At 72.7% G+C, this 23,254-nt stretch carries 16 protein-coding genes and 1 pseudogene; 10 read left to right on the top strand and 7 right to left on the bottom strand.

Features of this window, described 5'->3' with window-relative positions:
• The first annotated feature begins 175 nt into the window (after positions 1–175).
• Positions 176–1,333, top strand: coding sequence for an ROK family protein (locus ABZ267_RS25540; protein ID WP_356751140.1), 1,158 nt, complete (start codon positions 176–178; stop codon positions 1,331–1,333).
• A 113-nt stretch (positions 1,334–1,446) separates the two neighbouring features.
• Here the strand turns inward: ABZ267_RS25540 and ABZ267_RS25535 are convergent, their stop codons facing one another.
• Together ABZ267_RS25535 and sigJ are read right to left on the bottom strand one after the other, a co-directional pair.
• Complete coding sequence (locus ABZ267_RS25535; RefSeq protein WP_356751142.1) at positions 1,447–2,214, bottom strand: GntR family transcriptional regulator; 768 nt, start codon at positions 2,212–2,214, stop codon at positions 1,447–1,449.
• Positions 2,215–2,493: 279 nt separating this feature from the next.
• Positions 2,494–3,378 (bottom strand): RNA polymerase sigma factor SigJ, encoded by an 885-nt coding sequence (gene sigJ / locus ABZ267_RS25530; protein ID WP_356751144.1) that lies wholly within the window; start codon positions 3,376–3,378, stop codon positions 2,494–2,496.
• A 122-nt stretch (positions 3,379–3,500) separates the two neighbouring features.
• Here sigJ and ABZ267_RS25525 point away from each other — a divergent pair, with 122 nt between their 5' ends.
• Positions 3,501–4,331: an alpha/beta fold hydrolase gene (locus ABZ267_RS25525; RefSeq protein ID WP_356751146.1), complete on the top strand. Its 831-nt coding sequence runs from the start codon at positions 3,501–3,503 to the stop codon at positions 4,329–4,331.
• A 42-nt stretch (positions 4,332–4,373) separates the two neighbouring features.
• Here ABZ267_RS25525 and ABZ267_RS25520 read toward each other — a convergent pair.
• A pseudogene (locus ABZ267_RS25520) lies at positions 4,374–5,219 on the bottom strand (DMT family transporter); the annotation flags it as partial.
• Positions 5,220–5,350: 131 nt separating this feature from the next.
• On the opposite strand from ABZ267_RS25520, the gene ABZ267_RS25515 reads away from it, so the two are divergent.
• The 5 genes from ABZ267_RS25515 (at position 5,351) to ABZ267_RS25495 (ending at position 14,198) form a co-directional block, all read left to right on the top strand.
• Positions 5,351–6,718 (top strand): PLP-dependent aminotransferase family protein, encoded by a 1,368-nt coding sequence (locus ABZ267_RS25515; protein ID WP_356751238.1) that lies wholly within the window; start codon positions 5,351–5,353, stop codon positions 6,716–6,718.
• A gap of 168 nt (positions 6,719–6,886) precedes the next feature.
• The gene (locus tag ABZ267_RS25510; RefSeq protein WP_356751240.1) at positions 6,887–8,476 is read left to right on the top strand and encodes an alkaline phosphatase D family protein; all 1,590 of its coding nucleotides are present in this window, start codon (positions 6,887–6,889) and stop codon (positions 8,474–8,476) included.
• A gap of 95 nt (positions 8,477–8,571) precedes the next feature.
• A complete protein-coding gene (locus tag ABZ267_RS25505) occupies positions 8,572–9,948 on the top strand; it encodes an SWIM zinc finger family protein (RefSeq protein WP_356751148.1) in 1,377 nt (458 codons plus the stop codon).
• Positions 9,945–12,647: a DUF6493 family protein gene (locus ABZ267_RS25500; RefSeq protein WP_356751150.1), complete on the top strand. Its 2,703-nt coding sequence runs from the start codon at positions 9,945–9,947 to the stop codon at positions 12,645–12,647. The genes ABZ267_RS25505 and ABZ267_RS25500 overlap by 4 nt, the downstream gene beginning before the upstream one ends.
• A gap of 102 nt (positions 12,648–12,749) precedes the next feature.
• The gene (locus ABZ267_RS25495) at positions 12,750–14,198 is read left to right on the top strand and encodes a GNAT family N-acetyltransferase (RefSeq protein WP_356751152.1); all 1,449 of its coding nucleotides are present in this window, start codon (positions 12,750–12,752) and stop codon (positions 14,196–14,198) included.
• Here the strand turns inward: ABZ267_RS25495 and ABZ267_RS25490 are convergent.
• Complete coding sequence (locus tag ABZ267_RS25490) at positions 14,095–15,345, bottom strand: PLP-dependent transferase (protein ID WP_356751154.1); 1,251 nt, start codon at positions 15,343–15,345, stop codon at positions 14,095–14,097. The genes ABZ267_RS25495 and ABZ267_RS25490 overlap by 104 nt on opposite strands.
• A 59-nt stretch (positions 15,346–15,404) precedes the next feature.
• Between ABZ267_RS25490 and ABZ267_RS25485 the strand changes: the two genes are divergently transcribed.
• Positions 15,405–15,893, top strand: a complete 489-nt coding sequence (locus ABZ267_RS25485; protein WP_356751156.1) for an Lrp/AsnC family transcriptional regulator — start codon at positions 15,405–15,407, stop codon at positions 15,891–15,893.
• A gap of 92 nt (positions 15,894–15,985) precedes the next feature.
• On the top strand, positions 15,986–17,674 hold the full coding sequence (locus tag ABZ267_RS25480; protein WP_356751158.1) for a DUF885 domain-containing protein: 1,689 nt from the start codon (positions 15,986–15,988) through the stop codon (positions 17,672–17,674).
• A gap of 71 nt (positions 17,675–17,745) precedes the next feature.
• On the opposite strand, the gene ABZ267_RS25475 is transcribed toward ABZ267_RS25480, so the two are convergent.
• Positions 17,746–18,249, bottom strand: coding sequence for a rhodanese-like domain-containing protein (locus ABZ267_RS25475; protein ID WP_356751160.1), 504 nt, complete (start codon positions 18,247–18,249; stop codon positions 17,746–17,748).
• Positions 18,250–18,337: 88 nt separating this feature from the next.
• Between ABZ267_RS25475 and ABZ267_RS25470 the strand changes: the two genes are divergently transcribed.
• Positions 18,338–18,793 carry an Lrp/AsnC family transcriptional regulator gene (locus ABZ267_RS25470; RefSeq protein ID WP_356751162.1) on the top strand — a complete coding sequence of 152 codons (456 nt, stop codon included), beginning with the start codon at positions 18,338–18,340 and terminating at the stop codon, positions 18,791–18,793.
• Between the two features lie 256 nt (positions 18,794–19,049).
• Here the strand turns inward: ABZ267_RS25470 and ABZ267_RS25465 are convergent, their stop codons facing one another.
• Both ABZ267_RS25465 and ABZ267_RS25460 read right to left on the bottom strand, forming a co-directional pair.
• Complete coding sequence (locus ABZ267_RS25465) at positions 19,050–22,058, bottom strand: SMC family ATPase (protein ID WP_356751164.1); 3,009 nt, start codon at positions 22,056–22,058, stop codon at positions 19,050–19,052.
• Positions 22,055–23,224 carry an exonuclease SbcCD subunit D gene (locus ABZ267_RS25460; protein WP_356751166.1) on the bottom strand — a complete coding sequence of 390 codons (1,170 nt, stop codon included), beginning with the start codon at positions 23,222–23,224 and terminating at the stop codon, positions 22,055–22,057. The genes ABZ267_RS25465 and ABZ267_RS25460 overlap by 4 nt, the downstream gene beginning before the upstream one ends.
• Positions 23,225–23,254: the final 30 nt, after the last annotated feature.

The following is a 23,254-nucleotide window of genomic DNA, read 5'->3' as shown; positions in this document are numbered from 1 at the left end:
ACGGAGTTGGGTACGCCGGACCGTACGCACGCGGTCGTCGCGGCGTACGCCTCCGGTTCCGCGGCTCCGAGCCGACGCAGGTTGCGGCTCGATACCGGCTTGCGGAGCCGCTCGCAGCCCCTGCGAGCAGCGAGTACGATCCGGCAGACATGCGCACGAGCTGGGAGGACACACCGTGAGCCGGCTGACCGGGGGAGATCCGTCGCTGCTGCGGCGGATCAATTCAGCGGTGGTACTGCACGCCCTCAGAGGGGCCGGTTCGCCGACGCTCACGGATCTGACCCGGATCACGGGTCTCTCCCGGCCGACGGTCGAAGGCGTCGTCGAGGGCCTGTTCGAGGCCGGCCTGGTGGTCGAGGCGCTGCCCGACGAGAGTGAGGCGCGGCGCCAGGGACGGCCGGCGCGCCGGTTCCGCTTCCGGGCCGAGGCCGGGCACCTGCTGGGTGTCGAGATCGGGCCGCACCGGGTTTCGGCCCTTCTGTCCGGGCTCGACGGCCGGGTGAGCGGAGCGGGCTCCCGCATGGTGTCGGAGACGGCCGGTGCGGACGAGCGGCTCGACCAGGTGCGGGCCGTGATCGCGGACCTGCTGCGCCGCACCGGCGTGGCCCGGAGCAGTCTGCGGGCCGTCGGCGTCGGCAGTCCGGGCATCGTGGAGGCGGACGGGACCGTGCGGCTGGGCACGGCGTTGCCGGGGTGGACGGGGCTGGCTCTCGGAGAGCGGCTGCGGCGTTCGTTCCGCTGCCCGGTCCTCGTGGAGAACGACGCCAACGCCGCCGCGGTGGCCGAGCACTGGAAGGGTGCGGCGACCGAGTCCGACGACATCGTCTTCGTCCTGGCCGGGCTGAGCCCGGGGGCCGGTTCGCTGATCGGCGGGCGGCTGCACCGGGGGTTCGGCGGGGCGGCCGGGGAGATCGGGGCGCTGCACCTGCTGGGCCGGGACGTGACGCCGGAGCATCTGCTGTCGACCACGGGGACGCCGCTGGAGCCGCTGGACGAGCAGGCGGTGGCCGCGGTGTTCGCCAAGGCCCGGCAGGGTGACGCGGAGGCGCAGGCGGCGGTCGAGCGGTTCCTCCAGCGGCTGGTGCACGATGTGGCGGCCCTGGTGCTGGCGCTCGATCCGGAGCTGGTGGTGGTCGGTGGCTGGGCCGCCGGTCTGGACGGTGTGCTGGAGCCGCTGCGCGAGGAGCTGGCCCGCTACTGTCTGCGTCCGCCGCGCGTGACGTTGTCGTTGCTCGGTGAGGCCGCTGTCGCGACCGGGGCGCTGCGGCTGGCGCTGGACCATGTCGAGGAGCAGCTGTTCGCCGTGGAGGGCGCGGTGACGGCCCGCCGCTGATCGCGGAGCCGCGACCGGGAGATACGCCGATGGCGGCCCGGCCGGTCTCCCGGTGGGCCGCCATGAGGTGGCGCTGTTCTCGCAGGTGCCGACACAAAGGGCGTACGGCGTCGTCAGGACGCCTGGCGCTCCTGCTGCTCGTCGTGGCTGATCTCCAGCGCGCCGGAGTCCCCGAAGGTGAGCCGGCAGGTGTCGGCCCGGTAGGTGGCGATGGAGACGGCAGCCGTGCCGCCTGCCGCGAAGTACCGGGTGGTGACGACGAGGACGGGTGCGCCGGGGAGCCGGTCGAGCTCCTTGGCGTCGTCCGCGCGCGCCGAGCCGAGCTCCACGGAACGGTCCTGGCCCTCCAGGCCCAGCCGGTGCAGCTCGCGCAGCACGGCCCGGGCGCGCACGGTGCCAGACGGTGCGTCGATCGCGGAGAGGTCCGGGACCGAGGAGGCGGGTACGTAGAGAAGCTCGGCCGCCACCGCCTGGCCGTGGGTGTCGCGGATGCGGCGCACCACGTGCACGGGCTCGGTGCCGGTACCGAGGATGGCGGCCACGGCGGTCGGGGCTGCCTCGTCGGCGCAGTCGACCGGCTGCCACGCCTCACCGGCCACACCGCCCGTCCACTCGTGCTGCGCGGTGGAGACGGCCACACCGACGCGCGGCGGCGCGACGGTCGTACCGACGCCTCGGCGGCGCTGCAGTCTGCCTTCGAGTTCGAGCTGCTCCAGAGCCTGTCGGAGCGTGGCGCGCGCGACTCCGAACCGTGCCGCGAGGTCCCGTTCGTTCGGCAGGATCTCACCCACCGCAAAGTCCGAGTCGAGTGCCTCACTGAGCACGGTCTTGAGGTGCCAGTACTTCGGCTCCTGCACCGATTCCAGCTGCGTGGTCCCCACCAAGTCCTCCGCAATCGCCCAGCGGCTTTTCCGCGACGCTATTTATTAAAGGTTCCTGTCTTAAGGTGACCTTAGGATGACGCTCCCCCTTGGTCAAGACCAATCCTTATTCCGTAACGGAACGAAACGGGACTTTGGCGCAGAGCGTTCACAAGACGTTCGTGGTGCCGTGAGCCGTGCGCAGCATGAAGCCCCACCACCGGGACGGTGGCGGGGCTTCGGCGGGGCGGTCGCGGAAGGAGATCATCCGGATGCACGTTGGCCGGAAAGCGCGGGCGGCTACACGGCGGACAGTTCTGCGAGCTTGTCCGGATTACGAACGATATAGATGCATTGAATGGCGCCGTCCCGGATCTCGATCTGGAAGAAGGTATCCGCCTTTCCTCCGACAAAGCACGCCACGGCGGGTCCACCGTTGAACTCAGCGATGCGCATGTTCCAGTCCGGCCCGACCTCCTGGCCGACCGCGGCGAGGAACCGCCCGACCTTGTCGGCGCTCTCGATGGCCCGCAGCGCCGCCTTCGCCTTGCCGCCGGCGTCGCTCACGAGCCGGACGTCCGGCGCCAGCAGAGCCATCAGCTGCTCGATGGAGCCGCCGGACGCGGCGGCCAGGAACCGCTCGGTGAGGTCGCGGCGCTCGGCCTGATCGACGTCGTAGCGCGGCTTGCGCTCGTCCACATGGCGTCTGGCCCGCCCGGCGAGCTGCCGGACGGCCGCCTCGGTGCGGTCCAGGACGGCGGCGATCTCGGCGTACGGGAAACCGAAGGCCTCCCGGAGCACGAACACGGCACGCTCCAGCGGTGAGAGCGATTCGAGGACGACCAGGACGGCGAAGGATACGGAGTCGGCGAGGACGGCACGCTCGGCCGCGTCGGGCACGGTCGGCCCGAAGTCGGTGACCACCGGTTCGGGCAGCCACGGACCGACGTACGCCTCCCGGCGCGACTTCAGGTGGCGCAGCCGGTCGATGGCCAGCCGGGTGGTGATCCGCACCAGAAAGGCTCGCGGCTCGCGGATGCCTTCCTGAGCCGTGGCCGACCATCGCAGCCAGGCCTCCTGCACCACGTCCTCGGCGTCGGCGACGCGGCCGAGCATGCGGTAGGCGACGCCGGTGAGCACCGGCCGGTGCTCCTCGAAGACTTCGGCGGCGGGGTCGGCTGTCACCGGCCCATCCCAGCCGACCCGCCGGATGCTGTCCAGCGGGAATCGCCGGAGCCCTTGAACTCCGGGCTACCGGACGGTAATTGTTGTTGACGCGATGTCTACCACTCCCGGGGAGCGGCTCCATGACCACCACGGTCTCCTTCACCGTCGATGCGGCGCACGGCCCCCGTCCGGTCTCGGTGGCGTACGAACGGACCGGTACGGGAGAGCCGTTGGTCCTGCTCCACGGCATCGGCCACCACCACCAGGCATGGGAGCCGGTGACGCGGATCCTGGCCGCCGAGCGTGAGGTGATAGCCGTCGACCTGCCCGGCTTCGGCGTATCCCCGGGGCTGCCGGACGGAGTTCCGTACACCTTGGAGGCGGTCGTTCCGGTCCTCGGGTCCCTCTTCGGGGCGCTCGGCCTGGACCGTCCGCATGTGGCCGGGAACTCTCTCGGCGGCCTGTTCGCGCTGGAGCTGGGGCGCATGGAGCTGGTCCGCTCGGTGACCGCGCTGTCGCCCGCGGGCTTCTGGAACGAGCCGGAGCGCCGCTACGCCTTCACGACCTTGCGGGCGATGCGCCGCGCCGCGCTGGCGCTCCCGGTGCCGGCGATCGAGCGGCTCTCCCGCAGCGCCGCCGGGCGTACGGCGCTGACCAGCAGCATCTACGCCCGGCCCGGACGGCGTTCACCCGAGGCGGTCGTCGCCGAGACTCTGGCGCTGCGGGAAGCGACCGGCTTCCACCAGACGCTGGCCGCCGGCGGGAGCGTCACCTTCGCCGAGGACGTGAAGGGCCTTCCCGTCACCGTCGCCTGGGGCACTCGCGACCGCATCCTGTTGCGGAGGCAGGGAATCCGCGCCAAGCGCGTCATCCCGGAGGCCCGGCTCGTGCGGCTGCCGGGCTGCGGGCACGTCCCGATGAACGACGACCCGGCCCTGGTGGCGCGCGTCATCCTCGACACCAGCCGCTGACCGGGCGCGGCGCGCCAGGACTCCCGAGCCGAACGCCACCCCGGCGCCGACCAGGAGGCTTCCGGCGCCCTGTACCATGCCGTACGTCCCGGCTCCGACGAGCGGTGCCGTCAGCGCGGCGGAGACCGGGATGAGGCCGGAGAAGAGGGTGGCTCGTTCGGCGCCGATGCGCCGCATGCCCATGTACCAGCAGACGAAGCCGATCACGGTGACGACGACAGCCTGCCAGAGCAGCGCCGTCGTCTCGGCCGGTGTCGGCATCCGCAGGAACGCGGGCCCGTCCATCACCAGGCCGAGCAGCGCGGACTGTACGGCGGCGATCGCGCACACCGTGGCCGCGAGGAGCTTCGGGCCGAGCGGTCGCAGCACCGGTACGGCCAGGACCGCGAAGCCGACCTCGCCGGCGAGCGCGCCGACCGACCAGCCGATGCCCGCCAGGTCGGTGCGGCCCCAGCCCTGGACCGTGAACGCTCCGACGGCGACGAGCCCGGCCGCGTACAAGGTGGTACGGGACGGGCGGCGGCGCTCCAGCAGCGGGACCAGGACGCCGACGACGATGGGCGCGCAGCCGACGAAGACGCCTGGAACTGCTGGTTCCGCCGTCCGTTCCGCTGCCAGGACCGACAGGTTGAAGCCGACCATGCCGATCGCGGCGAGCAGACCGAGCCGCAGCCACCGGCGTGCGGAGAGGCTTCCCAGCGGAACGGCGACGGGGTCGGGGCCGCGCCGCAGCAGAGCGGCCAGCAGGAGGGCGGCGAGGCCGTAGCGGAGCGCCTGGCCGCCCGCGTACGGGTAGTCGCCGAGGACGCTGTTGGCGGTGAAGGAGGCCCCCACCAGGACACAGGCGAAGGCCGCCAGAAGGGCTCCGCGCAAGGAGTTCGCGTTCATGACGGTGACGCTAGGTTTCGGAGCGGACCGGTTTAAGGTCCACTTCCATGACGTCTTCGGGGACCAATTCGAGCGGTGAGACCGACCGCGGCGGCTCCAGCGGTCTTGATTCGACCTCTCCTGCCTGGGAGTTGCTGCTGCCCGCCGCCGCCGCACCGGCGCGCGGTCGTGGGCGCGCGCTCCGGTCCGCGCTGCGGGAGGCCGTGCGCTCGGGTCGGCTGGCCGCGGGCACGAGGCTTCCGTCCAGCCGGGAGCTCGCCGCCGATCTCGGGGTGTCGCGCGGGCTGGTCACCGAGGCGTACGAGCAGTTGACCGCCGAGAGCTATCTGCGCAGCGGGCAGGGCGCGGGGACCTGGGTGAGTGACGGAGTGCGCGCGGCGGCGCATTCCGTACGGGATCTGGCGCCGCGTGCGCCGGGCGCGCGGGTGGACTTCCGGCCCGGCGTGCCCGACCTCTCACTCTTCCCGCGCGCCGCATGGTCCGCCACCCAGCGGACCGTGCTCGGCCGGCTGCCGCACGCGGCGCTCGGGTATCCCGATCCGCGCGGGCTGCCGGAGCTGCGGGAGGCGCTGGCCGGGCTGCTGGCGCGGCGGCGCGGTGCGGTGGCCGATCCCGAGCGGCTGGTGGTCTGTTCGGGGGTGGCGCAGGCGACGACGCTGCTCGGCTTCGTCCTCCGCGAGCAGGGCCTGGCCTCGGTCGGCGTGGAGGATCCGGGAAGCCCGGAACACGCGTCGCTGTTCGCGGCGACCGGTCTGGGCGCGACACCGCTGCCCCTCGACGCGGAAGGAGTGACGCTCGGTCCGCTGCGGCGCTCCGGCGTGCGCGCTGTGGTGACCACGCCGGCGCACCAGTTCCCTACCGGAATCGCCTACTCCGCCGAGCGGCGCCGTCAGTTGCTCGACTGGGCGCGCGAGGCGGACGCCGTGATCATGGAGGACGACTACGACGGCGATTTCCGTTACGACAGGGCTCCGGTGGGCGCTCTGCAGGGACTCGACCCGGAGCGTGTCGTGTACACCGGGTCGGTGAGCAAGTCCCTGGCTCCGGGCCTGCGGCTCGGCTGGCTGATCGCTCCCGCCGCGCTGACCGACCGGATCGTCGCCCGTAAACGGACCATGGACCTCGGCAATCCCGCAATCGACCAGGCGGTGCTGGCGGACTTCATCGTGCGCGGCGCCTACGACCGGCAGCTGCGCCGCTGTCAGCGCGCCTACCGGGAGCGCCGCGACGCCATGGTGGCCGCGCTCGCCGAGCACTTTCCCGGCACGGTGGTCAGCGGTATCGCGGCAGGCCTGCACATCATCGCGCGGCTGCCGGAACGGTACGGCCCCGAGGGCGCGCTCCTGGCCCGCGCGGCCGAGGCCGGCATCGCGCTGCGGCCGCTGAGCGACTACGGGGACGCGGGGCCCGAGGACGGCACGGTGGCGCTCGTCCTCGGCTACGCACATCTGGGCGTCGGTGAGATCTCACGGGGCGTCGCGCTGCTCGCGGCCGCTTGAGGGCCGGGCGGTCGTGTCTGACGGCGCCTTGGACCGGACCCGTTCACCCGGTGTTCGAACGGCGGCCTCCGCGGACCACTAGGCATGGAGGCGGAGACCGGCACCGGCCCGACGGAGCGCTGCGCGGCCTCCGCCCGCCCGTTCCGCCCACCGCCTGGAGGCGCCCCGATGCCGCACCGCCCGCGTATCCCCTCGCCCCGCCGCCGTACCGTCCTGCGGGGCTCGCTGCTCGTCCCGGCCGCCGCCCTGCCCACGGCCGCCACCGCGGCTCCCGCCCTCGCGCTGGCGGGCCGTCCGGAGGCGACGTGGGGCGTGCAGGTGGGGAGCGTCACCGCCTCGTCGGCGCTGGTGTGGGTGCGCTCCGACCGGCCGGCCCGGATGCTGGTGGAGACCTCGGCGACCGAGTCCTTCCGCCGCTCCCGGAGCTGGTACGGACCGCTGATCGGCCCGGGAAGCGACTTCACCGGCACCACGCCGCTGTACGGCCTTCCGGCGGGCGAGCAGGTGCACTACCGCGTCACGCTGGCCGACCCGCGCGATCCGCGCCGTACCGGAAAACCGGTGTACGGAACCTTCCGCACCGCTCCGGCCAGGCGCCGGGACGGCGTGCGCTTCCTGTGGTCCGGGGACATCGCGGGACAGGGCTGGGGCATCAACCCCGACATCGGCGGCTACCGGGTGTACGAGGAGATGCGCCGCCTCGACCCGGACTTCTTCCTGTGCAGCGGCGACACCGTGTACGCGGACGGGCCGCTCCAGCCGAGCGTGACGCTGCCCGACGGCCGGATCTGGCGCAACGTCATGACCGAGGAGAAGGCCAAGGTCGCCGAGACGCTGGACGAGTACCGCGGGAACTTCCGTTACAACCTGCTGGACGGCAACGTACGGCGCTTCAACGCGCAGGTCCCGTCCGTGGTCCAGTGGGACGACCACGAGGTGCGCAACAACTGGTATCCCGGCCAGATCCTCGACGACGCCCGCTACACCGAGAAGAACGTCGACATCCTCGCGGCCCGTTCCGCGCGCGCCTTCCACGAGTACTTCCCGGTGTCGACACCGCACGGCTCGTACGGCTCGTCCTCGCGCCGCTCGCGCATGTACCGCACCGTCCACCACGGTCCGCTGCTCGACGTCTTCGTGCTCGACATGCGCACGTACCGGAACCGGAACTCTCCCAACCGGCAGGCCGACGACACGACCGGCATCCTCGGCGCCGAGCAGCTGAGTTGGCTGAAACGCTCCCTCGCTCAGTCCCGCGCGGTATGGAAGGTGATCGCAGCCGACATGCCGCTCGGCCTGGTGGTCCCGGACGGGGCGACGGACTTCGAGGCGGTGGCCCAGGGCGATCCGGGCGCTCCGCTCGGGCGGGAGCTGCAGATCGCGGAGCTGCTGCGGTTCATCAAGTACCACAAGGTCACCGGCACGCTGTGGCTGACGGCCGATGTGCACTACACCTCGGCGCAGCACTACGCGCCCGAGCGGGCGGCGTTCAAGGACTTCGCGCCGTTCTGGGAGTTCGTCTCGGGGCCGCTGGCCGCAGGAGGATTTCCGGCCAATGCGCTGGACGGCACGTTCGGGCCGGACCGGGTCTTCGTCCGGGCGCCGGACCGGGCCAATGTCTCGCCGATGGAGTCGCCGCAGTTCTTCGGAGAGGTCGAGATCGACGGCGACAGCGCGGAGCTGACGGTACGTCTGCGGGCCGAAGGTGGCGCGGTGCTGTTCAGCAAGGTGCTGGGCCCGGGGCGCGTGGGCCAGTGAGGGAGCGCCGCTGACCTGGGCGGACGGCTGTACCAAGGCCGGCTGCGACCCTGGTCCGGGGTCCGTTGTCAGTGGTGGGTCCTACCGTTTTCCTCATGACCCGATCCGTTCATGCCTTGGCCTACGCACGCCCGTCCGCCCTGGAGTCCTCGCAGGTGGGAGCCTCTCTCGGCCTGGAAACGGCGGGCGGCCTCACCCCGCGCGGGGCGGAGGCGCATCCGCGGTTCTTCGCCGGATTCCTCTCCGCCCCGCGCATCGCCGCCCGAGGCCTGCTGGCGGTGGCCGACGTGGCCGCCGCCCGCTACTACCAGCGCACCTTGGCAGCCTCCTTGGACCCGGTGGTGACGGGGAACGGGGACCGGCTGCGCTTCGAGTCGTTCTCGGGCTGCTGCGGGGTGTACGCGCGCCTGGATGTGCTGCGGGAGGGCCTGGACGGGGAGCGGACGGGCCATGGTACGACCAATGTGGACGTCAACAATCCGCTGCGGGAGGCCCTTTCCCGGATAACGGCGGACGACCCGCTCCATCTGCGGGTGGGCCCGGAGGAGTTGGCGGTCACCACGCTGGACGGGCCGGTGGTGGAGAAGAAGGTGCCGCTGCCGGACCGGTGGCTGCGGGGTTTCGCCGAGGCGCAGGTGGCCTCGGCCGGGTTCGATCTGCGGGCCGAGCTGCCGGCGGCGCGGGCGGTGGCGTTCCTGCGCTCGCTGCCGCGCGGCTCCGGCAACGCGGCACGGGGCGCGCAGTGGGTGGTGGCGTCCGGCTCCGCTCTGCGGCCGACGACCCGGCCGGTGCCGGGCGCGGTGTGCCTGCCGGGACCCGAGCGGCTGGTGGCTCTGCAACGGGTGCTGCGTCACGCCACGGCATTGCGCGTGTACGGGCCTCCGGTGGTGGACGGTGCGCCGGTGGCGAGCGCATGGGAGGTGGTGCTGCCGGGCATGCGGCTCACGCTGACGCTGTCGCCGGACGCCTCGCGCGGGTTCTCGGGCGAGGGCGGCGTGCTGGAGGCGCTGGCCACCGATGAGGCGGCGGCCGACGCCGAGCTGGTCTCCGTCCTGCTCGCCTGGGAGCCCACGATCGAACCGGCCACGCTGGCCGAGGAGTCGGGGCTGAGCGTCGAGCGCGTACGGGCCGCGCTCACCCGGCTCGGCACAGCGGGCCGGGTCGGCTACGACCTGGCCGACGCGGCCTACTTCCACCGCGAACTGCCGTACGACGCGGACCGGGCCGAACGCCACAACCCGCGGCTGGTCGCCGCCCGCGAACTGGCAGGTGCGGGAGCGGTGTCGCTGGACGGCGCGCTGGCGTCCGTGGCCTCCGGCGACCGGCGCTACCAGGTGCGCGACAGCGACGGCAGGCTCACCTGCACCTGCCAGTGGTGGGCGGACTACCGAGGCAAGCGGGGCCCGTGCAAACACGCCTTGGCCGTGACGATGGTCCGGCGCGGGGCGACGGTCGCCGGAGGCGTGCGATGAGCGACGACCTGATCACCGCCGTACGCAACGGACACCACCGGGCCGTACCGCCGCTGGTGCTCAAGCTGGACCGGGCCGGCCGCCGAGCGGCGCTGGCCGAGCTGAAGGAGCTGCGCAAGGAGGCCAGAGGCTGGGACTGGCAGCGCCAGGACAAGATCCGCAAGGCCCTCCATGTGGCCGGAGCCGGATGCCACACCGGAGCGGCGGGCTGTGCCGGCTGGATCGCCGGCCGCGACCTGCGCAGCTGGTCCCGGTCTCCGTATCCGCTGATCCTCGTGGCGCTGGGAGACCGCGATCCGGCCTGGCTCGGCGATCTCGCGCACCGGCTGGCGGCGAAGTCGCTGAACTCCGAGGCGGAGTACACGTTCATCAGCGAGCTGGCACGGATGGCCGCGTGCCCGATCCCCACGACGGACAGTGTCGTCGAGGGCTGGTCGGAGCGGATCAGCACCGCGCGGTGGCACGGCCGGTCCGGCCGGGTGGAGCTGGTCGAGATCCTGCGCTCCGACCCGCACGTCGCCGTGCTCGCACCCCGGCTCTTCGAGATGCGGGAGCTTCCGGCGCAGGTCGGCTGGTACGAGACACCGGATACGACCGACCACTGGCCGGCCGCGCTCCGCGCGCTGGCGGCGGACGGTGTGCTCGACCGGTCGCAGCTGGTCGAACGGTGTGTGACGCGCCTGGTGCGCGGCGGCAAGACCGGTGACCAGCGGTTCTTCCTCACCGTGCTCCAGCAGCTGAGCCTCACCGAGGACGAGGAGAGAGCTCACCTCCGCGACTGGACGGGAATGGCGGCGGACGCCATCTCGGTGGTCGCCTCGCACGCTCAGGACGTGCTCGCGCGGCTGGACACACGAGGCGAGCTGTCCACGCGGGAGCTGGCGGAGGTGTCGGGCTCGGTCCTCTTCCGCCGGGAGAAGAAGCTGGTGCGCGGTCAGTTGATCCTGCTCGGGAAGGTGCTGAACCGGGACGGATCGACGGCCGGTGAGCTGCTTCCGGTGGTCGCCGAGGCGTTCGGGAACGAGGACGTGGCGCTCCAGGAGCGGGCGTTGAAGCTGGTCGCGCGCCATCTTCCGGCCGAGGACGCGGCGTTGCGGGAGGAGCTGTCCTTCGCGGCGGCGCAGTTGGGGCCGATCCACCGGGAGGCGGTCACCGCGCTGTTCGGTGAGGTGGACGAGGACGGTGCGGTGGAGGGTCCGTACGAGGAGTTGCTGCCGCCTGTGCCGGAGCTCATCCGGCTCGACCCGGCGCCCGGGAGCGTGGCGGAGCTGGTCGAGGAGGTGGCGGCCCAGCTCAAGTCCCGTTCCTGGCAGGGTTCCACGCCGGGAGCCCTGGCCGCCGCGTCCGGGAGCTCCGCCTTCGAGCGCACGCTGGACGGGCTGGTCCGCCTGGCCCGCGCCGACCGGGCCGGGCTGACGGAGGCGTTGTGGGAGGCCCTGGCCGGGACGTGGTTCATGGAGCACGGAATCGACCAGCAGCCGGAGCCGTCGTACGTGACGACGAGCGAGGCGCTGTCGCTGGTGGTGGGCTCGCTCCTGGGCCGGGTCTCGTACCAGGCTGTCGTCGAGGGGAAGAGCCGGTGGACCGGCGCCGGGACGTGTGCCCATGCGGCGCTGAACGGCGTGCTGCTCGCCCGGGCGTGGGAGGCTGCCGGTGATGTGGCGACCGACCGCGTGCCCTTCCTGCTCGCCACGCCGACCTGGCACACCGGTGCACTGGACGCGGCGGAGCTGGTCGAGCGACTGCGGACGTACCAGCGCCTCGGTATCGCCCCAGGGCCCGCCGACTTCTCGCAGGCGCTGCTGCGCGTGCGCCGGAAGGAAGCGTCGGTGGCCGCCGAGGCAGCGGCCGCACTCGGTACGGCACAGGGCGACCGGCTGGCCGCGTGGATACGGGCCGATGAGCCGGTGGCGCCCGTCCTGCGGCACGGGCTGACCAGCGACCGGCCCTCGGCCGGCAACTGGTGGCAGCGGTCGGCGTCCGGCGTCCGGCATGTGCTGCTCGCCACCAAGGAACGGCCGGTGATCCAGCAGGAGTTCCCACGCTCCTTCCACTGGCTGGGCCGGCCGCACGTGCCCGACTCCCGGTCCTGCTACCACTGGGGCGCCGAGCAGTGTCCGCACTGGTTGGCCACGCTGCCCGAGGACGGCGACACGCTGGCCGCCTGGCTGATGACGGATCTGCTCAACACCGCCGACGAGGGGCCGCGTGGCGGGGCCTGGTTCCTCCCGCCGCTCGTGGAGACCGGCGGCGAGGCGGGTGTCGCCCTGCATCTCGCGCTGGCGTACGGGCTGGGCGCACGCCATCCCGAGGACCGGATATCCGCCGTGGACGCGCTCCTCGTGCTGGCCGCTCAGCGGCGGCTGGACAGCGCGCTGCTCGGGCGCGAGCTGGCGGTCCTCGTCGACCACGACCTGGTCAAGGTCAACCGCCTGGCCGACGCCGTCCGCACGGCAGCGGCCACCGGTGCGTACCGGACCGTTCTGGGCGTGCTGGCCGGGGCGCTGCCCACGCTGCTGGCGTACGAGAAGGCGCCCCGGGGCGTCGGGGACCTGCTGGCCGTGGCGGCGGAGTGCGCCGAGCGCTGCGGTACGGAGGGGATCGAGCCGATCGCCGGGCTGGCCGCGACGGCCGGGCGGAAGGGGGCCTCGCAGACCGTCCGGCAGGCGGCGCGCCTGCTGAAGACCTTCACGGAGTGAAGAATACGGCCGAAAAACGACGATAGGCGATCGGATCCACACTTAACCCATCAGTCACAAGGTGTTCGTGATGAGGCAACACCGGACGTCCACAGTAAGGATATGACTGATGTGACAGATCCGATCGCCCATGTGCTCGGGCAGCGTTCCGAGGTGACCTACCTGCTCATCGCGTCCGCCGTGGCTCTGGTGGCCACGGCGGCGTTCGCCGCCTGGTGGGCCAAGCGCCACAGCAACGATCCTCCGCCGGAGCCGGAAGAAGCGGGCACCTCCGATACGGGACCGGAGACGGCCACCGGCTCGATCGACGGAGCAGGTGCCGGCGAGACGGTCCTGTGGCGGTTGCGGACGACCGTGCGGGACGCGCCGGGCAGTCTGGCCGCGCTGTGCCTGATGCTCGCCCGGCTCCGTATCGACATCCTGACCCTCCAGACCCACCCGCTGACGGACGGCACGGTCGACGAGTTCCTGCTGCGTGCGCCCGCCGTGCTCCCGGCGCAGGAGCTGACCCGGCAGATCGAGGCCGCCGGCGGCACCGCCACCTGGATCGAGCGCGCGGACACCCACGATCTGGTCGACACCCCGACCCGGGTACTCTCGCTGGCCACCCGCACGGCGCTGGACGCCGCCGAACTTCCGCTCGCGCTCCGCCAGTTGCTCGGCCGGTGCACCATCCACTCGCTGCCCGCCGTCTCCATCACCGGCCGCCCGACCGGACAGAGCGCCCCGGTCGAAGGCGTGCTGGAGGAGACGGTGATGCGGCTGCGCGATCCGTCCGGCGGCGTCATCTCCGTCGAGCGGCCCTATCTGCCGTTCACTCCGACCGAGTTCGCCCGGGCCCGCGCCTTGGTGGAGCTGGACGCCCGGCTCGGCCCGCGGGTGCCCCGTAGCGAGGACATCCTCACGCTGCCCGAAGGCAACGAGATCACCGTGCGCCGCGCGGACCGCAGCGACCTCGCCACCGCCCGCGCGATGCACGACCGCTGCTCTCCGCGCACGCTGGGCCTGCGCTACCACGGCCCCGTCGGTGACGCGGACCGCTATCTGGACCACCTGCTGAGCCCGCGGTTCGGCCGGACGCTGGCCGTCCAGACCGTCTCCGGCAAGCTGGTCGCGCTCGGCCACCTCCTCTGGGACGGCGACGAGACCGAGGTGGCCCTCCTCGTCGAGGACGCCTGGCAGCGCCGGGGCATCGGCGCGGAGCTGCTCCGCCGGCTGGTGCAGCTCGCGGAGGAGGCGGGCTGCGACAGCGTGTACGCCGTCACCCAGTCCCGTAACACCGGCATGGTCGCGGCGATGCGCGCCCTGGAGCTGCCTCTCGACTACCAGATCGAGGAAGGCACTCTGGTCATCACCGCGCGGCTGACGAGTGCGGCACAGCCGGCGACCGCGACGGACCGGACGAGTACGACGGATGCGACGGATGCGACGGATGCGACGGAACCGGCTACCGCACCGCAGCTGACGACCGCGCCGGACGGGCGGACGGCTCAGCCGACGGACGGGCGTCCCGCTCAGCGGTCCGAGCCCGCGGAACGGGCCCGTCGCTGAGCGCCTGGCACAGGTCGGCCCAGAGGTCCTCGACGTCCTCGAGCCCGACCGACATACGCAGCAGCCGGTCGCCGACCCCGGCCGCCTGCCGGTCGCCCTCCTCCACGATGCGGTGGCTGATGGAGGCCGGGTGCTGGATCAGCGAGTCCACGCTGCCCAGGCTGACGGCGGGCGTGATGAGCCGGACGCCGGCGATCACGGCGTGCGGGTCCCCGTACACCTCGAAGGAGACCATCGCCCCGCCGATCTCCGGGTAGTGCACCCGGGCGATCCGCGGGTCGGCGGTCAGCCTGCGCGAGAGCTCGGCGGCGCTCGCCGACGCGGCGCGTACGCGGACCGGAAGCGTGGAGAGCCCGCGCAGGAGCAGGTAGCCGGCCAGCGGGTGCAGCACTCCGCCGGTGGCGAACCGCACCTGGCGCAGCGTGGCGGCGAACTCCTCGTCGCAGGCGACGACCCCGCCCATCACATCGCCGTGGCCGCCGAGGTACTTGGTGGCGCTGTGCAGGACGATCCGGGCGCCGTGTTCGACGGGCCGCTGGAGCACCGGGGTGGCGAAGGTGTTGTCGACGAGCAGCGGCACCGAGCCGCAGGAGTGGGCGACGGCCCGGATGTCGATCTCGGCGAGGGTCGGGTTGGCCGGGGTCTCGACCATGACCAGGCCGGTGTCCGGCCGGATCGCGTCGGCGATGCCCGCCGGGTCGGTCCAGGTCACTTCGGTGCCGAGCAGTCCGGCGCTCAGCAGGTGGTCGCTGCAGCCGTAGAGGGGCCGGACCGCGACGACATGGCGCAGCCCGATGCTCGCGCGGGCCAGCAGGACCGCCGTGAGGGCCGCCATGCCGCTGGCGAACGCGACAGCGCTGTCGGTGCCCTCCAGCCGGGCGAGCGCGGTCTCGAAGCGGGCGGTGGTCGGGTTGTCCAGCCGCGCGTAGACGGGCGGGCCGTCCGGCCGGGCGCCGGTGGTGGCGAAGGCGTCGATCCGCTCGGCCTCGCCGCGCGAGTCGTAGGACGGATAGGTGGTGGACAGGTCGAGCGGCGGGGCGTGCAGGCCGAGGGAGGCGAGGTCGTCGCGTCCGGCGTGCACGGCTTCGGTGGCCAGCGCCCTGGACGGGGTGGGGGCAGGGGGCGTCATCGAGACTTCGTTGTCCATGACAACAGTCTGAACAGTTACCGGCTCGTAGCGGCAAAAGACCGTGCTACGTTCGCCGCATGGCTGATTCTGTCGCTCTGGATCCGGTGGATCTGCACATTCTGCGGCTGTTGCAGAACGACGCACGGACCACCTACCGGGAGCTGGCGGCCGAGGTCGGCGTGGCGGCCTCGACCTGTCTGGACCGGGTGACCCGGCTGCGCCGCTCCGGGGTCATCCTCGGCGATCAGCTCCGGCTGGATCCGGCGAAGCTCGGCCGGGGCCTTCAGGCGCTGCTGCTGGTGCAGGTCCGGCCGCACCGCCGCGAGCTCATCGGTCCGTTCGTCGACCGGATCCGGGCCCTGCCGGAGTCCCGCGCGCTCTTCCACCTCACCGGCCCCGACGACTATCTCGTGCAGGTGGCGGTGGCCGATGCGGCGGATCTCCAGCGGCTGGTCCTGGACGAGTTCACCTCACGCCGGGAGGTGGCCCGGGTGGATACGCGGCTGATCTTCCAGCAGTGGGAGTGCGGTCCGCTGCTGCCGCTCGGCGAACCGGCCCGCGGCTGACGACCGTCGAGCGGCCCGCCCATGATCGCCTTTCGGACGCGGGCCGTTGAACGGTGGTGACGAAGAGGGGCCCGCCGTTGGAGGATGTCCGCATGTCAGACACTTCGAGCAGCGCGCTGCCTCGCCAGGTCGCCGACGCCTACGTCGACGCAATCATCGAACTCGACCCCATCACGGGCACCTACATGGGTGTCCGCGAAAGCTCGCACCGCCTGCCCGACTTCTCACCGGCCGGTCAGGAGGCGGTCGCCGACCTCATCCGCGCCACCCTGCTGAAGCTGGACGACGCGGAGCGGCTGCCGGGCGCCGACAGCGACGAGGAACGCCGGTGCGGACGCCTCCTGCGCGAGCGGCTGACGGCGGAACTCGCCGTGCACGACGCCGAGGAGGGGCTGCGCACCGTCTCCAACCTGCACTCCCCCGTCCACAGCCTCGTCGAGGTCTTCACCGTCACGCCCACCGACACGGAGGAGGACTGGGCCGCGATCGCCGAACGGCTGCGCGCGGTCCCGGCCGCCGTCGAGGGCTACCGGGCCTCGCTCGGGCTCGGTCTGGAGCGCAAGCTGCACGGTGGCCCGCGCCCGACGGCCACCTTCGTCGGGCAGCTCACGGAGTGGAGCGGCGGCGGCGCGAGCACGGCGTTCTTCTCGGAGTTCGTAGCGCCGGCGCCGGATCCGCTCCGCGAGGAGCTGACCGAGGCCGCCAGGCTCGCCTCCGCCGCTCTCACCGCTCTGCGGGACTGGGTGCGTGACGTCTACGCGCCGGCGATCGAGGGCGCGCCGGACACGGTGGGCCGGGAGCGTTACGCGCGCTGGTCGCGGTACTACAACGGTACGGACCTGGATCTCGACGAGGCGTACGCGTACGGCTGGTCCGAATACCACCGTCTGCTGGCCGAGATGAAGACCGAGGCCGCGAAGATCCTTCCCGGCGCAGGCCCGTGGGAGGCGCTCGCCCATCTCGACGTGCACGGCAAGCACATCGAAGGCGTCGAGGAGGTACGCGAGTGGCTCCAGGGCCTGATGGACGAGGCCATCGAAGCGCTGGACGGCACGCACTTCGACCTGGCCGAGCGGGTCCGGAAGGTGGAGTCGCGCATCGCTCCGCCCGGCGGCGCGGCGGCCCCGTACTACACCGGCCCCTCCGAGGACTTCTCGCGCCCGGGCCGCACGTGGCTGCCGACCATGGGCGAGACCCGCTTCCCGGTGTACGACCTGGTGTCGACCTGGTACCACGAGGGTGTTCCCGGCCATCATCTGCAGATCGCGCAGTGGAAGCATGTCGCCGACAGCCTCTCCCGCTACCAGACCTCGCTCGGCCAGGTCAGCGCCAATGCCGAGGGATGGGCGCTGTACGCGGAGCGGCTGATGGACGAACTGGGCTTCCTGCCCGACGCGGAGCGGCGGCTCGGCTATCTGGACGCGCAGATGATGCGCGCCTGCCGGGTGATCGTGGACATCGGCATGCACCTGGAGCTGGAGATTCCGGCGGACTCGCCGTTCCATCCCGGCGAGCGCTGGACGCCCGCGCTGGCGCAGGAGTTCTTCGGCAGCCACAGCGGCCGGCCGGCCGACTTCGTGGAGAGTGAGCTGACCCGCTACCTCTCGATGGCGGGCCAGGCCATCGGCTACAAGCTCGGCGAGCGGGCCTGGCTGCTCGGCCGGGAGAACGCGCGCGCGGCGCACGGTGACGCGTTCGACCTGAAGGCCTGGCACATGGCGGCGCTCTCGCAGGGTTCGCTGGGCCTGGACGATCTGGTGGACGAGCTCTCCAGGCTCTGAGCGGCCCTCCTCCGGCCGCCTCGGACCGGTGCCCGTCGCCGCTCACGGTGACGGGCACCGCCCACCGGCCGTCAGCGGCCGCAGTCGGCGTCGTCGGCCGGAGCGGTGAGCGGGTCGGCGGCGCGCCGCTCACCGCCCTCCCAGGTCTCGAAGGCGAAGCCCTCGCGCGCCCAGTACTCGAAGCCGCCGAGCATCTCCTTGACCTGGTAGCCGAGTTCGGCGAGGGCCAGGGCGGCACGGGTGGCGCCGTTGCATCCCGGACCCCAGCAGTACGTGACCACCGGGACGGCCGGGTCCAGCAGCCGTGCCGCCTGCTCGGGTATCAGGGCGGTGGGCAGGTGGACCGCGCCGGGGATGTGGCCCTGGTCCCAGGAGGCGGTGGAGCGGGAGTCCACGACGACGAATCCGGGATCGTCGGCGGCGGCGAGCGCCGAGGCGACGTCGGAGACATCGGCGTGGAAGGCGAGCGAGGCGCCGAAGTAGGCGGCCGCCGCGGCCGGAGCGGCGGGCGGGACGCGGAGGACGGGGTTGGCGACGGAGGCTGCAGGGGCTGTGGTCCGAGAGATCATGACCATGAATCTATGGCCGTCCAACCAAGCCAGGAAGACAGGTTCTTCGGCGCTCCTCTTGATTCCACCGGGGATTTCCCTGTTGTCTTCCGCCATGACCGAGTATTCCCCGGACGCCACCGACTGGCGCATTCTCGACGTCCTCCAACGCGACGGCCGCGTCTCCTTCGCCGAACTGGCCCGTGCGGTGGCCATGTCCCCGAGCGCCGTGACGGAGAGAGTGCGGCGTCTGGAGGAGACCGGGGTGATCAGCGCTTACGCGGCGGTGGTCGACGCCGAACGGCTCGGACTGCCGATCCTCGCACTCGTACGGCTGCGCTATCCGCACGGGAACTACAAGCCGTTCCACGACCTCCTGGAGACCACACCGGAGATCGTGGAGGCCCACCATGTCACCGGCGACGACTGCTTCGTCCTCAAGGTGACGTCCCGCTCGATGCGGCACCTGGAAGAGGTGACCGGCCGGATCAGCACCCTCGGCTCCGTCACCACGAGCGTCGTCTACTCCTCACCGCTCCCGCGCCGGGCGATCGGCCGGTCGGTGTCGTAGCGTGCTCGGTTCGGTCTCTCCCCCGGCCAAGGTGGATCAATGAGACAGAGAATGAGCCGCTTCGCGGTGCTGTGTTCCGTCCTGTTGACCGGGATGGCGCTGTCCACGGTGCCGTCGCATGCGGACCACTATCCGATCATGGCGCGCTTCCGCCTCTGAGCCCGTCCGGAGCAAGGCCCGTGGCCGCCGTGGCAGCGGCGGCCACGGGCCCGGCCCGCACCGGACACGCTCTCCCGGTGTACAGGCCGCACGCGGCTCACAGCCGGTGGTGCACCGTCGATCCGTGCCGGTCCTTGGCCACTTCGAGCCGGGCCGGGATGCGGCGGCGCAGGTCGGCCACGTGACTGACGATCCCGACGCTGCGGTCCCGCTCCCGCAGCGAATCCAGCACGTCGAGCACCTCGTCGAGCGTCTGGTCGTCCAGGCTGCCGAAGCCCTCGTCGATGAAGAGCGTGTCCAGGCGTACGCCGCCGGCCTCCTCGGTGACGACATCGGCGAGGCCGAGCGCCAGTGCCAGGGAGGCGAAGAACGTCTCGCCGCCGGAGAGCGTCGAGGTGTCCCGTTCGCTGCCGGTCCAGGCGTCCACGACATGGAGGCCGAGCCCGGCCCGGCGGCCGCCCGTGCGGGCGTCGGAGTGGACGAGCGTGTAGCGGCCGGAGGACATCCGCTGCAACCGGGCGGTGGCCGCGGCCGCCACCTGTTCGAGGCGGGCGGCGAGAACGTACGCCTCCAGGCGCATCTTCCGTTCGTTGTCGGCGGACGTGCCCGCGGTGAGGCCGGCGAGCCGCGCGACCCGCTCGTACTCCTGGCGCACCGGTCCCAGCCGCCGGACCTCCTCGGCCGCCTGTCCGGAGAGCCGGTCGAGTTCGGCGCACCGGTCGCGGGCGGCCGCGAGGGCCGAGGAGGCTTCGCGCAGCAGCCATTCCGCCGTGTCGTGGACGCTCTCGGCCGCCTCGGGGCGCGCGGCCGGACGCTCGGCGGCGGCGCGCGCGTCCTGTTCGGTGCGCCGGTCGGCGACCGCCGCCGCCTCCGCCTGCCAGGCGTCGACGCGGCGCTGGAGCTCGCGCTGCGCGGCGGCGTCGAGGAGCGTGGCGGCGGCCGCCTGCGGCGTGTCGAACCCGGCCCTGAAGGCCGCGTCGGAGAGCCGGTCGTCGGCCTCCTTCCGGCGCTGCGCCGCGTCCTGTTCGGCGCGTACGGCCTCGGCGGCGTCGGCGAGGAGCGCTACGCGGCGGGTCAGCCGGTCCGCGTGCGCCGCGACGGACGCCGACTCGCCGCGCGCGGCGGCGATCTGCTGCTCCAGGCGGGCCTGGTCGCGGTCGAGCGCCTCACGCGCGGCGGTACGGGCGGAGGTCCTGCCGTGCGCCTCCTGCCGCTGCTCCAGCCGCTCGGCGTGCTCGCGCTCGGCGGCGGTGAGCGCCTCACGTGCGGGGTTCGTCGCGGCGGCGAGGCGGTGGGCCTCGGTGTGCTCGGCGGTCAACCGGTCGACGAGGGAACTCAGTTCGGCCACGGTGGAGGTTACGGAAGCGTCGTCCCCGCGGGCCTCCGTCTCCGCCGTCGTATGCCGTTCGCGTACGAGTCCGAGCTGCTGCTCCGCACGGGCGCGGGCCTCCTCGGCGGACCGCTGAGCGGCGAGGGCCTTCTCCTCCGTGGCCCGGTCGACATGACCGTCGCCGGGGCTGGCCGGGTCCGGGTGCTCGGCCGATCCGCAGACCGTGCAGGCCTCGCCCGTGACGAGTTCTGCGGCCAGCTCCGCCGCGATGCCGCGCAGTCGGCGCTCACGCAGGTCGAGCGAGAACTTCCGTGCGTCCAGCTCCTGTTCCGTTGCGGCGGTGAGCTGCTTCTCGGCCTGCTCCACGTCGGTGGCGAGCGCGTCCCGGCGGTGTGCCGCGTCCAGGCGGCGGCGGGCCGGGGCCAGTTGTCCGGCGAGCTGCTCGGCGCGGGTGGCGGCCTCCTGCGAGGCGTCGATGCGCTCCTTGAGCCTCGTACGGGTGGTGTCCCAGTCGGCGAGCCACGCGTCCGCCTCGCGAATCAGGTCGTCGTCGGCCTGGGCCTCCCGGTTCAACCGGACGCGCTCCTCATCGATCCGCGCGCTGCGCTCCTCGGCCTCGCGCGCCGCGTCGAGCGCGTACAGCTCCTGCTGGAACTTCCGCTCCAGCTGGGCCAGTTGGTCGGCACCCGCACCGGTCAGCTCGTCCGGCAGCCGGCTCCTGGTCCGGTCGAGAGCGTCGCTGGCCGCGCGGTAGGCCCGCTCGGCCTCCTCACGCAGCTCCAGCGCCGGCGCGACCCGGTCCGCCTTGCGTGCGCGCTCCAACTGCTCCTGGCAGCGGTCGTGTTCGGGACGCCGCTCCTCCAAGGCTTCGGCCCGGCGCAGGGTTTCCGCGTACCGCTGCTGGAGCCGGTCCCGTTCGCGTTCGGCCTCCAGGGCCCGGGCGGCGGCCAGTTGACGGCCTTCGGCGGCCGCGACCACCGCACCGGCGATGTCGAGGCGTTCACGAGCGGTGCTGCGGGCGATGGCGGTCCACTCCAGAACGGCTTCCGCCAGGGCCGGTTCGCCTGCCCGTACGGTGGGCTGCGGGGCCTCGGTGGCCGCCGGTCCACCTGCCTGGGCGATGCGCTGGGCGAGGGCGAGGATCTGCTCGTCGCCGGACTTCACGCGGGTCTCGGCTCCCCGGCGCAGTTCGGCGAGGCGCTCCTCGACGGCGGCGAAGCGCCGGGTGTCGAAGAGCTTGCCGAGGAGCTTTCCGCGGGCCTCGGCGTCGGAGCGCAGGAAGCGGGCGAAGTCGCCTTGCGGCAACAGTACGACCTGGCAGAACTGGTCCCGGCTCATACCGATCAGCTGGGACAGCTCCTCGCCGATCTCCTGGTGCGACTTGCTGAGGGCCTGCCAGGCTCCCTCGGGGCCACGCTCGCGCAGTCGGCTCTGGGCCTTCTCCTGGGTGAACCCGCCGCCGCGCTTCTTGGGGCGCGGCTGAGCGGGGCTGCGGCTGACTTCGAGGCGGCGGCCGCCGACCGTCAGCTCCAGCTGGACCTCGGTCGGCAGGTCGACGGCTGCGTGGTCGCTGCGGAGAGTGGCACCGGGGCTCTGGCGGGCGCCGGGGACGGCTCCGTACAGCGCGTAGCAGACGGCGTCCAGGACGGAGGTCTTGCCGGCGCCGGTCGGGCCGTGGAGGAGGAAGAGGCCGGCGGAGGAGAGCGCGTCGAAGTCGACTTCCTGGGTGGTGCCGAACGGGCCGAAGGCGGTGAGGGTGAGGCGGTGCAGTCTCATCGGGACACCTCGCGCACGCTCTCGTCGACCCGTACGTCGTCGAACGCGGCCCGCAGCACGGTGCGTTCGGGTTCGCTGGGTCCGCTGCCACCGCGCACATGGGCCACGAAGTCCTCCGCGATCTGGTGGTCGTCGCGGCCCTTGAGGCGCTGGGCGTAGGAGGCGAGCGGGTCCTCGGGAGGCCGCTCGGGGTCGAAGACGAGGCTGAGAGTGTGCGGGAAGCGGGCGGCGAGGCGGGCCATGGGGTCGGCGGGGCGGACGGGGTCGGTGAGGGTGGCCTCGATCCAGGCGTGCTCGTGGCGGTCGAGCGCCGGGTCCTCCAGCAGGGTGTCCAGGCGGCCGCGGAGGCGGGCGAGAGGCCGCTCGACCGGGCAGTCGATCCGCTCCTCGGCGGCGATGGCGCCGCTGCCGTCGAGCTCGATCAGCCACATGGTCTTGCGGTGGCCGGCCTCGGAGAAGGAGTAGGCGAGCGGCGAGCCGGAGTAGCGGACGCGGCTCGTGACGCGCTGGGAACCGTGAAGATGGCCGAGGGCCACGTAGTCGACGCCGTCGAAGACTCCGGCAGGAACGGCCGCGATCCCGCCGACGGTGATGTCGCGCTCGCTGTCGCTCGGCTCGCCGCCTGCCACGAAGGCGTGCGCGAGGACGACGGAGCGGGTTGTGGCGGGACGGGCGGCGAGGTCGGCGCGGACCCGGTCCATGGCGGCGGTGAGGACCGCCTCGTGGCCGGCCTTGGCGGCGCGGAGGGTGTCCTTGACGAGGGCCGGTTCCAGGTACGGGAGGCCGTACAGAGCGACGTCGCCGTGGTCGTCGGTGAGGACGACAGGCGTGGCGCAGCCTTCGGGGTCGGTACGGAGGTGGATCCCGGAGCGTTCGAAGAGGCCGGAGCCGACGCCGAGCCGGCGGGCCGAGTCGTGGTTGCCGGAGATCATGACGGTCGGGACGCCGGCGGCGGCGAGCCGGTGCAGCGCGCGGTCGAACAGCTCGACGGCGGTGAGCGGCGGGACGGCCCGGTCGTAGACGTCACCGGAGACGAGGACCACGTCCACCTCCCGCTCGCGGACGGTGGCCACCAGGTGGTCGAGGAAGGCGGCCTGGGCGTCGAACAGAGGGACGCGGTGGAAGGACCGGCCCAGGTGCCAGTCCGAGGTGTGCAGCATCCTCACGCGATCGCTCCACCGCTGGTGCCGGTTGTG

This window comes from Streptomyces sp. NPDC006174 (genome assembly GCF_040614075.1).
In the GTDB taxonomy this organism is placed as follows: Bacteria; Actinomycetota; Actinomycetes; order Streptomycetales; family Streptomycetaceae; genus Streptomyces.
Note: the sequence above shows the minus strand (reverse complement) of the source record. Positions and strands in the feature narration are given on the sequence as shown.